Origin of the sequence: Brevundimonas sp. SGAir0440, from assembly GCF_005484585.1 — a bacterium.
In the GTDB taxonomy this organism is placed as follows: domain Bacteria; phylum Pseudomonadota; class Alphaproteobacteria; order Caulobacterales; family Caulobacteraceae; genus Brevundimonas.
In genome coordinates, this window is sequence record NZ_CP039435.1 from 151,230 (window position 1) to 164,381 (window position 13,152).

The 13,152-nt window shown below is 68.1% G+C and carries 11 protein-coding genes; 4 read left to right on the top strand and 7 right to left on the bottom strand.

Going from position 1 to position 13,152, the window contains the following annotated elements; all coding sequences use genetic code 11:
• Positions 1-116: 116 nt before the first annotated feature.
• A complete protein-coding gene (locus E7T10_RS00745) occupies positions 117-539 on the top strand; it encodes a hypothetical protein (protein ID WP_039245800.1) in 423 nt (140 codons plus the stop codon).
• Between the two features lie 59 nt (positions 540-598).
• Here E7T10_RS00745 and pgi read toward each other — a convergent pair whose 3' ends face one another.
• Positions 599-2,206 carry a glucose-6-phosphate isomerase gene (pgi, locus tag E7T10_RS00750; protein ID WP_137720318.1) on the bottom strand — a complete coding sequence of 536 codons (1,608 nt, stop codon included), beginning with the start codon at positions 2,204-2,206 and terminating at the stop codon, positions 599-601.
• 99 nt (positions 2,207-2,305) lie between these two features.
• On the opposite strand from pgi, the gene E7T10_RS00755 reads away from it, so the two are divergent.
• Positions 2,306-2,782, top strand: a complete 477-nt coding sequence (locus E7T10_RS00755) for a hypothetical protein (protein WP_137720319.1) — start codon at positions 2,306-2,308, stop codon at positions 2,780-2,782.
• A gap of 6 nt (positions 2,783-2,788) precedes the next feature.
• Here the strand turns inward: E7T10_RS00755 and recQ are convergent, their stop codons facing one another.
• On the bottom strand, positions 2,789-4,666 hold the full coding sequence (gene recQ / locus E7T10_RS00760; RefSeq protein ID WP_137720320.1) for a DNA helicase RecQ: 1,878 nt from the start codon (positions 4,664-4,666) through the stop codon (positions 2,789-2,791).
• Positions 4,667-4,750: 84 nt separating this feature from the next.
• Entirely contained in the window at positions 4,751-5,728 is a 978-nt protein-coding gene (locus E7T10_RS00765) for a complex I NDUFA9 subunit family protein (RefSeq protein WP_137720321.1), read from the bottom strand.
• 115 nt (positions 5,729-5,843) lie between these two features.
• Between E7T10_RS00765 and E7T10_RS00770 the strand changes: the two genes are divergently transcribed.
• Complete coding sequence (locus E7T10_RS00770; RefSeq protein ID WP_137720322.1) at positions 5,844-6,275, top strand: DUF488 family protein; 432 nt, start codon at positions 5,844-5,846, stop codon at positions 6,273-6,275.
• Between the two features lie 2 nt (positions 6,276-6,277).
• Here the strand turns inward: E7T10_RS00770 and E7T10_RS00775 are convergent, their stop codons facing one another.
• On the bottom strand, positions 6,278-8,230 hold the full coding sequence (locus E7T10_RS00775) for a M1 family metallopeptidase (protein WP_137720323.1): 1,953 nt from the start codon (positions 8,228-8,230) through the stop codon (positions 6,278-6,280).
• A gap of 61 nt (positions 8,231-8,291) precedes the next feature.
• The gene (locus E7T10_RS00780; protein WP_137720324.1) at positions 8,292-9,542 is read right to left on the bottom strand and encodes a multidrug effflux MFS transporter; all 1,251 of its coding nucleotides are present in this window, start codon (positions 9,540-9,542) and stop codon (positions 8,292-8,294) included.
• Between the two features lie 128 nt (positions 9,543-9,670).
• On the opposite strand from E7T10_RS00780, the gene E7T10_RS00785 reads away from it, so the two are divergent.
• Entirely contained in the window at positions 9,671-11,116 is a 1,446-nt protein-coding gene (locus tag E7T10_RS00785) for an AMP nucleosidase (protein ID WP_017505461.1), read from the top strand.
• 163 nt (positions 11,117-11,279) lie between these two features.
• On the opposite strand, the gene E7T10_RS00790 is transcribed toward E7T10_RS00785, so the two are convergent.
• Together E7T10_RS00790 and E7T10_RS00795 are read right to left on the bottom strand one after the other, a co-directional pair.
• On the bottom strand, positions 11,280-12,131 hold the full coding sequence (locus E7T10_RS00790) for a metallophosphoesterase (RefSeq protein ID WP_137720325.1): 852 nt from the start codon (positions 12,129-12,131) through the stop codon (positions 11,280-11,282).
• Positions 12,131-13,069, bottom strand: a complete 939-nt coding sequence (locus E7T10_RS00795; protein ID WP_137720326.1) for a diacylglycerol kinase family protein — start codon at positions 13,067-13,069, stop codon at positions 12,131-12,133. Before E7T10_RS00795 ends, E7T10_RS00790 begins: the two co-directional genes overlap by 1 nt.
• Positions 13,070-13,152 lie beyond the last annotated feature (83 nt).

The window sequence follows — 13,152 nt, forward strand, 5'->3', positions numbered from 1 at the left end:
CCGAAAATGAATGCCGACCTCCGGGGTCGTTCAAACTGGGAGCGATAGAACAGCTCCAACGCTGGATGCCTTCCCGCCCCGGAAATGCAGATCGGCGAGGAAAGAAGGAGACCAAGATGTCCAAGCTGCTGAAGATCACTGCGGTCGCCGCCGCCCCCGTCGTGGCCCTGAGCCTGATGGCCGCTCCGGCATCCGCCCAATCGCGCGATCGCGACAACACCGGCCGTAACGCCCTGATCGGCGCTGCGGTGGGCGGTCTGGCCGGCGCCATCTATGGCAACGGCGACGGCAGCTATATCGCAGGCGGCGCGCTTGCCGGTGCGGCGCTGGGCGCGGTGGCCTCCAACCGAGGATCGGGCTGCGAATATTATCGCGGCGGCCGCTGCTACCGTAACCAGGGCCACTGGGAGCGCGAGCACGGCATCGACCGCAGCCGCTCGGGCTATGACTACCGCTACGACGGCCGCCGTTACGACTCGCGCTATGACCGCCGCGACTACCGCAATGATCGCGACTACCGCTATGACCGCCGCTGGTAAGCGTTCGACAGTCTAGGTGATCGGCAGGGCCCGTCCGGCAAGGACGGGCCCTTTTCGCGTCAGCCCATCAACCGCGTCATCAGGGCCGCCGTGGACGGATCCAGGTCCGCCGAGGGGCCGCCCGCGTCCACGTCCTTCAGGATCGCCTTGGCCAGGACCTTGCCCAGTTCGACACCCCATTGGTCGAAGCTGTTGATGTCCCAGATCACGCCCTCGACGAAGGTCTTGTGCTCATACAGGGCCAGCAGCGCGCCCAGGGCCTCGGGCGTCAGCCGCTCCATGACGATGGCCGTCGACGGACGGTTGCCGGTGAAGGTGCGGTGGGACGCTAGGCGCGTCGCCTCTTCCTCCGACAGACCCTGAGCCAGACCTTCAGCCCTGGCCGCCTCGGTCGTCTTGCCCAGCATCAGGGCCTGCCCCTGGGCCAGGGCATTGGACCAGAGCGGCGATTCCGGCGCATCCGCATGCGTCCTGGCGACAATCACGAACTCCGCCGGCACGACCTCCGGCCCCTGGTGGATTTGCTGGAAGAAGGCGTGCTGCCCGTTGGTGCCCGGCTCGCCGAAGACGACGGGACAGGTCTGGCGCGTCACCGGTGTGCCGTCGCGGTGCACCCGCTTGCCGTTCGACTCCATCTCCAGCTGCTGCAGGAAGGACGGCAGGCGACGCAGGGCGTGGGCGTAGGGGGCGACGGTACGGGCGGGCCGGTTCAGGCCGTCGACGTTGAACACCTGGGCCAGGGCCAGAAGGATCGGCGCGTTACGCTCCAGCGGCGCCGAGACGAAATGCGCATCCATCTCCGCCGCGCCCGCCAGCATCCGTTCGAACACGTCCCAGCCCAGGGCGATGCCGCACGACAGGCTGACCGCCGACCACAGCGAATAGCGCCCGCCGACCCAGTCCCGGAAGGCAAAGGTCCGACCGCAGCCGAAGGCGGCCGCCTTGTCCGGCGCCGCCGTCACCCCGATGAAGTGTTTCGTCATCCCCTCGGCCGGCAGCGACGCCGCCAGCCAGGCCTTGGCCGCCTCGGCGTTGGCCAGGGTTTCCTGCGTCGTGAAGGTCTTGGACACCACCACCACCAGGGTGGTTTCGGGATCGAGGCCCGTCAGCGCCTCGGCCATGTCGCGCGGATCGATGTTGGCGACGAAGCGCAGATCGATGGCCGGGTCCAGCGGACGCAGGGCGTCCCAGACCACGCGCGGCCCCAGGTCCGAACCGCCGATGCCGACATGGACGATCGCCTCGAACTTGCGCCCCGTCGCGCCCGCCTCGGCGCCCGACCGCACGGCGTCGGCATAGGCCTTCATGTCCGCCCGCACGGCGTCCACCTCGGCCGAGACCGGCTCGCCCAGGGCCTTGAAGTCGGCGCCGGGCGCAGCGCGCAGAGCGGGGTGCAGGACCGCCCGTCCCTCGGTCAGATTGACGGCCTCGCCGGCGAACAGGGCCGCGCGACGTCCCTCGACGTCGGATGCCCTCGCCAGATCGAGGCAGGCCTCGAAAGCGGCGTTGGTCCAGCTCTGTTTCGAAAGGTCCAGATAGAGCCCCGCCGCCTCGACCGACATCCGCGCCAGCCGGTCGGGATCGGCGGCGAACTGATCCACGATCCGCGCGGAGGCGGCCTCGGCGGCGGCTTGGTCGAAGGCGGTCCAGGCGGCGTCGCGGGTCATCGTCGTCTCCATCGGGAATGACAGGGTAAACACTCGTTTACGGCTGGGGCGTATTCAGGTTCAACGTCCCAGCGGACGCTGAAACAGGAAGTCACCTCAATGTCCTGCGGCCTTGCTCTCACGATCGCCCTGGCGATGTCCAATCCCGCGGTGGCCCTGGCCGCCGAACAGCCGGCCGCCGCGCCCGGCGCGCCGGTCTCGGTGGCGGGCGAGCCGCTGTTCGCCGACATCATCTCGCGCTCGGCCAGCCTGAAGGCCGTGGTGGACGGTTGGGCCGCCGCCAAGGCCGCCGACGACGCCGCCTTCTTCACCAGCCAGGCCTTCACCGGCTTCAAGGCCCAGGCCGAACAGTTGGCCGCCCTGGACATGCAGGGCCACCTGATCCTGAAGGAACGCGGCACCGACGGCGATCTGAAATGCATCCTGCGCGGCATTTCCGAGGACATGCCCAAGAAGGTTCAGGCCGTTCAGGCCGCGGCCAACCCGGCCGAGCGCGCGGTCGCCCTGTCGGAACTGTCCTATCTGCTAAACGACAACGTCGAAGTCATCACCGCCCCGCCCAAGCCGGAAGTCTGACGGCTTCTAGAGAGCGGCCAGCGCCTCCAGCACGCCCTTGCCGTAGCGATCCAGCTTGGACTGGCCGACGCCGGAAATCGCGCCCAGACTGTTCAGGTCGCCCGGCTCGGCGTGGGCGATCTCCAGCAGCGTCCGGTCCTGGAAGATGACATAGGGCGGGACGTGCTGTTCCGAGGCGCGGTCGCGGCGCCAGGCGCGCAAGGCCTCGAACCGGGCGCGGACATCGGCGTCCATCGTCTCCAGCGCCGCATTGCGCCCCTCGCCCGATCGATCACGACGACGCGGGGCGGTATCGGCCCTCAGCGGCGCGCGACGCACCTCGATCTGGCGCTCGCCGCGATAGACGGCGCGCACCGCCTCGGGATCGCCCAGCCCGACCAGCGGCTTGCCGTCGTTGGGATCCTCGACCAGCAGACCTTCGAACAGCAGGTGATCGACGATCTCGCGCCAGCTGTTCAGCGAAATCTCGCGCCCGATGCCCCAGGTGGACAGTTGCTGCTCCCACGGCTGCACGTCCTTGGTGCGGGCGGTCAGGTGATCGACGACGCGGCCCCTCCCAAACCGGCCGCCCAGCCGCTGCACCGCCGCCAGCGCCTTCTGGGCCGGGACGGTCGCGTCATAAAGCTGGGGCGGGTCGCCGCAGATGTCGCAGACGCCGCAAGGCTGGGCGTCATGCTCGCCGAAATATCGCCGCACGGCCTGGGCGCGACAGACCGCGCCGTCCAGCATGGCGAACAACTGACGAGTCTTTCGCACCTGGACCGATTTGACCTCCTCGGCCATCGGACGGCTGTCCAGTCGGCGCAAGGACCAGGCGATGTCGGACGGGCCATACAGGGTGATGCCCTCGGCCGGTTCGCCGTCGCGACCGCCCCGTCCGATTTCCTGCCAATAGGCCTCCAGGCTGCCCGGCGGATCGGCGTGGATGACGAAGCGGACGTCGGCCTTGTCCACGCCCATGCCGAAAGCGATGGTCGCGACCATCACAGCGCCCTCTTCGGCCAGGAAGCGTTCCAGCCGGCGGTCGCGCTCCTTCGTATCCATGCCGGCGTGATAGGCGATGGCGTTGGTCCCCGCGTCGCGCAGCGCCTGGGCCACGCGGTCGCAGCCGTCGCGGCTGCCGCAATAGACGACGCCCGACTTGCCCCGCCGTTCGCGCACCAGTTCGATGACGCGGGCGTCGGTCTTGGCCCGAGACGCGCTCTCCTTGCGCTCGGCCGACAGTTGCAGATTCGGACGCGCGAAGCTGTCGACGAAGACCGTCGCCTCTTCCAGCCGCAGCGAGCGCAGAATGTCGTCGCGGGTGCGGGCGTCGGCGGTCGCCGTCACCGCGATGCGGGGCACGTCGGGGAACCGCTCGGCCAGCAGACCCAGGTTGCGATAGTCGGGGCGGAAGTCGTGACCCCACTGGGACACACAGTGGGCCTCGTCGATGGCGATCAGGCTGAGCGGCAGTTCCGCCAGCCGGTCCATCATGGCGCCCGCCGCCAGGCCTTCGGGCGAGACATAGAGCAGGTCCAGTTCCCCCGACCGCGCCGCCGCCCAGATGGCCGAACGCTCGTCCAGCGACACGCCGGAATCCAGCCGCGCCGCCGCGACGCCCTGCTGCTTCAACGCCTCGACCTGATCGGTCATCAGTGCGATCAGGGGCGACACCACCAGCCCCAGTCCGGGGCGCAGTATGGCCGGGATCTGATAGCAGACGCTCTTGCCGCCGCCGGTCGGCAGGACCGCCAGCACATCGCCGCCCGACAGGATTTGCTCGACCACCCGTCCTTGCAGCCCCCGAAAGTCGGCATGACCCCAGACACGCGCCAGCAACGCCCGCGCGTCGTTCAGGTCAGGCGTATCGGTGGTGGAGAACTGGGGGCGCGTGGCCGGCATCCTTAAGCTGTGCACTCTTTGTTCCCGAACAGAAGACGCCGCCGGCCGCGAAGGCGACCGGCGGCGGCGTCATAGGGGACGGGTTTAGTGGGCGGGCGCTTCGGCGAACTGGCCGCCGACGCGGTAGCGCCACAGATAGGACGGGGCGATCGCCGCCATGCCGGCCGGATGGTCGATGCCCAGATCGCTGAGGCCGAACGCATCGGCGGCGACCACATTGTCCTTCTCCAGCATCAGCACCTGATCGCGCGTCAGCGGCGGGGTCAGGCCGACGAACCGGCTCAGTTGCAGCAGCGAACCCAGGGGCTTGGCGACGATGAAGGGCACCGAAACCAGCATCCGGTCGCGGCCCGTCTCACGACGCACCAGCTCCAGCACCTCGCGGAAGGTGTAGAGGCTCGGCCCGCCCAGTTCATAGGTGCGGCCGGCCGCGTCCGCGCGGGTCACGCCGCGCGCGATGGCCTCGGCGACATCGCCGACATAGACCGGCTGGAACCGGGTCTCGCCGCCGCCGATCAGCGGCAGGGCCGGGGCCATCGTCGCCATGGCGGCGAAGCGATTGAGGAAGCTGTCGCCCGCGCCGAACACCAGCGACGGACGCAGGATCACCGCATCCGGATAGACGGCGCGCACGGCCGCCTCGGCCTGGGCCTTGGTGCGGCCATAGGCCGAAGGGCTGGCGGCGTCGGCGCCGATGGCCGAGATCTGGACCAGGCGCGCAACGCCCGCCGCCTTTGCGGCCTCGGCGATGGTCTTGGCCGCCTCGGTGTGAACGGCGTCGAAACCGCGCTTGCCGCCTGCGTCATGCAGCACGCCGACCAGATTGACGACGGCGTCCGCGCCGCGCACGGCCTGCGCCACATCCGCCGGGTTGGTGATGTCGCAGCGCATGAACTGGATCTGGCCGGGATCGCCCAGCGGCTGGATTTCGATCGCCAGGACCGGGTTGCGCACGGCGACCCGAATGCGCCAGCCGCGACGCGCCAGGGCGCGCACCGCCTGCGACCCGATAAAGCCCGAACCTCCGAAGAGGGTCACGACGCCGGGGGCGAGGTCAGCCATGGGGAAAGCTCCAGTCGAAATCCGTTTCGGCGGGATAGACGATAGGGCGCCGCACCGCAACGCGGGCCTTCACGGTCACGCTGGCGTTCGACGCGCGGCCGCCCATCTGAGGCGGATGAAGCTTTTCACCATTGGCTACGAGGGCGCGACCCAGGCCGACGTCATCGCGCGGCTGAAGACAGCCGGTGTGCAGACCCTGATCGATGTCCGCGCGGTCGCCGCGTCCCGCCGCGCCGGCTTTTCCAAGACGATCCTGGGCGAGAGCCTGAAGGCCGAAGGGATCGACTATGTCCACCTGCGCGGGCTGGGCACGCCCAAGGCGGGACGTGACGCGGCGCGCAAGGGCCGTGTCGACGAGATGCGCGCCATCTTCGCCGATCACTTGGCCGAGCCCCGGGCGCAGATCGAGTACGAGCGACTAAAGGCGCTGGCGGCCGACAAACCCGTCGCCTTGCTGTGCTTCGAGGCCGACCACGCCGGCTGCCACCGCGCCGTCCTGGCGGAACGACTGGCGGAGGAAACCGGCGCGGCGGTCGTGGATCTCTAGCCTTAAGGCCGTCCGACCAGCTGATCGACCGAACCGCTGGTGACCGGGTGATAGAGCGGCCGGGCCTCGGCGTAGATGCGCCGCGCGTTGCCCCGACCCCAGTCGCCCTCGTTCCACAGGGTCTGGAACAGCGGCAGGACGAACTTGCGACGGCCCTGGCTGGTCAGGAACTTCTCGGCCGTGGCCACAGACGGCTGATAGCGATGGGCCAGGGCGATCTGCAGCCAGGCGAAGGTCAGTTCGGCGTTGCCTTCGTTCGCCAGATTCAGCGTGCGCTCCAGATCGGCCAGCTGCGCGGTCGTCAGCCAGTCGGCCCCCGTCCGCAGACCCTCGGGACGCCAGCCCAGGAAGCGCTGCCGCTGCTGGGTGTTCCAGTCCGCCCACGGAATGGCCGAGGCCGGCCCCTTGTCCTTGAAGAAGGCCACGGCGGCCGCATCCACCGGCTCGAAGGCGTGGGACACCGGCGCGACGGCGTTGGACGGCAGGCCGGGCTGATAGACCCACGCGTCCATCTGCAGCTGGCTTTCCAGCGCCGCGTCGCCCTTGATCAGGTTGTCGCGGATGTCCTGCAGGAACATCGCCGTGGTCATGGGACGATAGGCGTTGCGGTCGAAATAGCCGCGCAACCACGCGTCGAACCGATCCCGCCCGACGGTGCGTTCGATGGTCCGCAGGAACAGGGCGCCCTTCTCATAGGCGATGTCGTTCATGCCGTCGTCGGGATCGCGGCCCTTCAGGTCCAGATGCAAGCGGGTGTCCGCCGCCGGCAGGGACTTCAGCGTGTCCTGAAGGCTGTCCCAGCCCAGCACCTGCTCCTGCATGGCGCGGTCATGGCCATAGACCGACTCCATGATCCGGTTCTCGAAATAGACGGTGAAACCCTCGTTCAGCCAGAAATCGTTCCAGGTCGCATTGGTGACCAGATTGCCCGACCAAGAGTGCGCCAGTTCGTGCGCGACCAGCGACACCAGCGAGCGATCGCCGGCGATGATGGTCGGGGTGGCGAAGGTCAGCTTCGGGTTCTCCATCCCGCCGAACGGGAAGGAGGGCGGCAGGACCAGAAGGTCGTAGCGGCCCCAGCGATACGGGCCGTACAGCTTCTCGGCCGCCGTCACCATCTGGGCGGTCGGCTCCAGCTCCCACTGGGCGGCGCGCAGGCGGCTGGGCTCGGTCCAGACCCCGGTGCGGCCGTCGAACGGCGCAAAGGCGATATCGCCGACGCCCAGCGCGATCAGATAGGGCGGGATCGGATTGTCCATCCGGAAGCGCCAGGTCTTCATCCCGTTTAAGGCCCGCTCGCCGTTGGGCGTCAGGTGATCGGCGCTCATGACCACCGTCAGGTCTTCAGGCGCGGTGATGCGGGCCGAATAGGTCTGGCGGATGCCGGGGCTGTCCTGGGTCGGCACCCAGGTGCGGGTCAGGATCGCCTGGCCCTGGCTGAACAGATAGGGCTTCTGTCCGCCCGCCGTCTGGCTGGGGTTCAGCCACTGCAGCGCCGCCGCATTCGGACGGGTGGAATAGCGGATGGTGATCTTGCGTCGCTCATTGGCGGCGAAGGCCGGGAAATAGACCGTCAGCGGCTGGCCCAGGATCGGGTCGCTGTCGCCGACGACATAGCGCAGCGGCTGGCCCGCCGCGTCGCGCACATCCTGAATGTCCAGATCGCGGATATCCAGCACGATCTCGTTGGCGCCCGGGATCGCCAGGATGTCCAGGGTCGCCGTGCCCGCCAGGGTCTTGGCGTTGAAGTCGGCGGTCAGGTCCAAGGCCACATCGACGACGCGGGCGATCTCGGGCCGGGCGTGGGTGTGGACGTCCACCGCCTCGGGACCGGGCGCCGGGGCGATGGCGGGCGGGGTCATGGCCGACCCTCCCGTCGTGGTGGAGCAGGCGCTCAGACCCATGGCGGCGGCCAGGGCGAGGGCGGAGACGAGACCGAGCGCTTTGCGCGTCATCGAGGTTTTCCTGGGCTGATCTTACGATTGGCCCGGAGAACGCGCGGAAACGCGAAAAAGATCAAGCCTTGGCGGCGACCGGCGCGTGATGGGCCCGGAACAGCCGTCCCCGCTCGGCGAACAGCACCCAGCCCAAGGCGACCAAGCCAAAGACGGTGAAGCCGACCGACATCGGAATGGTCGTGCCGTTGAACTGTTGGCCCACCGCAAAGCCCAGCAGCGAGCCGACGATGGTGGAGACGAACCCCTGGATCGAGGCCGCCGTGCCCGCGATCTTGCCCATCGTCTCCATGGCCATTGATCCAAAATTGCCCGCGATCAGGCCGAAACAGAACATGGTCAGGGTCTGCAGCATCGCAAAGGTCCAGATTGATTCATGACCGCTGATCGCCACCCCTGCATGGATGGCCGCGATGCTGGTGAAGCCGATCAGGGCCGTGTGCGAAATCTTGCGCGAACCCAGCTTCACCACCAGTCGCGCATTGACGATCGAGGCCACGGCGATGCCGCCCGCGATCAGGGCGAAGATGGCCGGAAACGCCGCCTCGGCGTGAAAGACGTCGGCGAAGATCTGCTGCGACGAGTTGATGAAGCCGAACAACGCCCCGGTGATCGCCGTCATGGCCAGGGTGTAGCCGACGGCCGTGCGATCGGTCAGGGCGATCTTGTAGGCCGAGACCAGCCGCTTGACCTGGATCGGCAGGCGATCCTCGGGCTTCAGCGTCTCGGGCAGACGCAACGACGCCCAAACGATCAGGCCTACCCCGATCAGGCCCAGCCCGGCGAAGATCCAGCGCCACGGCCCGACCAGCATGATCATCTGACCCAGCGACGGCGCCAGGATCGGCACGCCCAGGAAGACCAGGAAGCTGAACGACATGACCCGCGCCATGGTGCGCCCCTCATACCGATCGCGTACGATGGAGACGGCCAGCACGCGGGTGCAGGCGCTGCCCAGACCCTGACCGACGCGGGCCATGATCAGCGTCTCGAAGGTCGGCGCCAGGGTCGCCAGCAGGCTGAACATCACATAGACGCCGACGCCGAACAGCAGGACCGGCTTTCGGCCGAACCGATCCGCCAACGGACCGTAGAACAGCTGCGCCCCGCCGAAGCCCAGCAGATAGGCCGTCACCACCCATTGCCGATCGTTGTCGGTCGCCACCTTCAGGTCGGCGCCGATGTGCGGCAGGGCCGGCAGCATGGAATCGATCGCCAGCGCATTCAGCGCCATCATCAGGGCGATGAGACAGACGAACTCGACGAAGCCGAGGTCCTTCTTGGCGGGCGCTGACGCAAGGGAAGAAGACATCCGCGCCAGATGCGCCGTCACGCCCCGATCCGCAACCGCACCCCCGTCATAAATTGCTGCAATGCAGCGAAATCGGGTTTGAACGGGCGGCGCCTCGCCAAAGCCGCGAAGCTTCGCTAGAGGAAGTCATGACAGAACAGATGACAGCACAGGCGGCGCTGGACCGCCTCGAAACCCTCTACACCCAATCCGTGACCAACCTGCGCGACGCCGTGCGGGATTTCGTCAACACCGGCGCGCGGCCCGATCCGGTCAAGCGCGCCGAAGGGGTGTTCGCCTATCCCGAACTTCGCATTCGCTGGGACGGGGATCGCCCCCAGGACCTAGAGCCGCGCGCCTACGCCCGGCTGTCGAGACAGGGCAGCTATTCGACTACAGTCACGCGACCGGACCTTTTCCGCCCCTATCTGACCGAACAGCTGGGCCTGCTGGAGCAGGAATATAATGCGACCTTCGAGGTCGGCGTCTCGCGCCAGGAAATCCCCTTCCCCTATGTGACCGACGGGCTGGAGGTCGCGCTGGACCGGTCGATGACGGCGGCCCTGGCGCGCTGGTTCCCGACGACGGACCTGGCCCATATCGGCGACGAGATCGCCGACGGCCTGTTCGAAATGGGCGGCGACTTCCCCCTGTCGCACTTCGACGGCCTGCGCACCGACTTCTCGCTGGCGCGGTTGAAACACTACACCGGAACGCCGGTGGACGACGTTCAGTCCTATGTCCTGTTCACCAACTACAATCGTTACGTCGATGAGTTCGTGCGCTGGGCCATCGAGCAGCTTCGGACGCCCGGCTCGCCGTATCAGACCCTGTCCTGCGCCGGCGGCGTGGTGATCACGCGCGACACGCCCAACCCCGAGGCGGCGATCAGCGACACGGCGTGGAAGAAGCACCAGATGCCGGCCTATCACCTGACCGCGCCGGGCCATAAGGGCGTGACCCTGGTCAACATCGGCGTCGGCCCGTCCAACGCCAAGACGATCACGGATCACCTGGCGGTCACCCGTCCGCACGTCTGGCTGATGATCGGTCACTGCGGCGGCCTGCGCGCCAGCCAGACCATCGGCGACTACGTCCTGGCCCACGCCTATCTGCGCGACGATCACGTGCTGGACGCGGTGCTGCCGCCCGACATTCCGATCCCGTCGATCGCCGAAGTTCAGCGCGCGCTCTATGACGCCACCAAGTCGGTCAGCGGCATGCCGGGCGACGAGGTCAAGCTTCGCCTGCGCACCGGCACGGTCGTCACCACCGACGACCGGAATTGGGAGCTGCGCTATTCCAAGTCGGCCCTGCGCTTCAACCAGTCCAGAGCCGTCGCCATCGACATGGAAAGCGCCACCATCGCGGCCCAAGGCTATCGCTTCCGCGTCCCCTACGGGACGCTGCTGTGCGTGTCGGACAAGCCGCTGCACGGCGAGATCAAACTGCCGGGTCAGGCCAACCGCTTCTACGAAGGTTCGATCTCCGAACACTTGCAGATCGGCATCCAGGCGGTCGATCTGATGCGCAGCGAAGGCTCCAAGCTGCACTCGCGCAAACTGCGCGCCTTCGACGAGCCGCCGTTCCGTTGATCCCAACCGTCTCCTCCCCACAGCGTGGGGAGGGGGACCGCGGAGCGGTGGAGGGGTTTTGAAAGCCCACCGGCGGCTGCGATGCGGGAAAGAACCCCTCCGTCTCTTTGCTACGCTTCGAGCCACCTCCCCGCTTCGCAGGGAGGAGACCGATCTGAGGTCTTCAGACCGCCGCCTTCTCCAGTTCGCCGGGCTCGACCGGGCTGGGCGCGGTGTTCGCCTTGCGGGTGTCCTGACGGCGCGGCAGTCGCCAGACCTGATGCGAGCGATAGCCCGTTCCATCCCAGGCCAGGGCCGTCACGGTGATGGTCTTGGCGTCCCAGTCGATCTGGTTGAAGCCGGGCGGCGCGCCGCGCTCGCGGTGCGACAGCGTCCCGCAGCCGACGGCGTAGGAGCAGCGGTCCGCCAGCGGGATCGGCATGGCGAACGGCACATGGACGTGGCCGGTCATGATCAGATCGACGCCGGCCTCGGCGAAGATCAGGGCCGCCTCATCGCCGCGCTTGACGTCGCCGGTCATCGGCGTGCCGACCATCTCGATCAGCGGATGGTGGCAGGCCAGGATTCGCAGCGCGCCGATCGGCGCCTGACGCAGGGCCTCCGCCGCACGCCGCGTCTGGTCCAGATCGATGACGCCCTTCGACCAGTTGGGGCGCGCCTGCCAGCCGCGCGCGGTGACGACGCCGCGCACCATGACCGCATCGCTGCAGAACTGGCCGTCGTGGGCCGGAAAGCCGGTCGCCGTCTCGAACGCCCGCCAGGGATGGAAGACCCGCGCGATGGCGTCCCAATAGGGCACGTCATGATTGCCGACGATGACGAAGCGCGGCTCGGGCATGGCCCGCATCCATTCGCCGGCGGCCTTGAACTCGTCGGGAAACCCCTTCTGGGTGATGTCGCCGGTGATCAGCACCAGATCGTTCGGCGTGGCGTGGGCGTAGTCCAGAGCGGCGGCGCAGGCGCGTTTGTGCTCGCAGCCGAAATGGACGTCGGAGAACTGAAGAACGCGTCCCATCAGACGCTGTCCTCGGCCGAAGGCGGCTTGGGCGCCAGCGCCTTGAAGGCCTTGGGCACGAAGCGGATCACGGCCTCGGGCTTGAGCAGCAGCGGCTCGCCGTCGATCACGGCCGGGATCTTGGATCGCGCGCGCACCTCGATCCGTTTCGCCGGGCGGGTCGAAACGGCCGGGTCCTGGCGCCAATCGCTGAACAGCGCCGTCGCGGCCAAGCGGAAGGCCTGGGTCGTGTCGCTGGGGTCCATGGCCGCAGCTTCCAGGCCGATTGGGTCCTCCATCGCCTTGGAGATCATAGGGCTGATCAGCACCAGCGCCTCGGTCCGGCGTTTCTCGCCGCCGTCGAGAGTGAAGCGCAGACGCCCCGAGAAGGCGCGTTTCAAGGCGCGACGGCCATATTGCCAGGCCAGCTTGATCTTTCCGGTCCGCATCGCCTCGCGCGCCGGGGCCCACAGCGCCGGCGATCCCAGAATGGCGGCGCAATAGAAGTATTCGCCCTGAACCTCGCCGCCCGAAACGGCCTGGGGCTCGCCTTCCTCCAGCGCCCGCTTCAGCGCCAGCTTCCAGTCGGCGGTGCCGTAAAGCGCCTTGGGCAACATGTTCATCGTGCCGCCCGGCAAGGGGGCGATCATCGGACCGTCCGGCTTGGCCTTCGACGCCACCGAGCGCGCCGTGCCGTCGCCGGCCAGAACGAAGATCACGTCCGGCTTGGCGTCGAACGCCTCCGCGATCGTCTTGTCGAAGTCGCCGCCGCCCAGCGTCATCACCTCGGCCTTCAGATCATAGTCGGCCAGGATCGCCTCGGCCTCGCCCGCCGCGCGCGGTCCCACGCTGCCGGACAGCGGATTGACCAGCATCACGACATGCCGGATCTGGGAGCGGATGGACGGCGCGCAGCGCACGTCTGTTTCGGGCGTATCGGGAGCAGCGACATCTATCATGGCGGCCGAACGCCCCGCAGACGCCGTCGTTCCGCCCAAGCGTCACCATAGTTGCCGATGCAGTCTCTCGATGCGGAACCTAT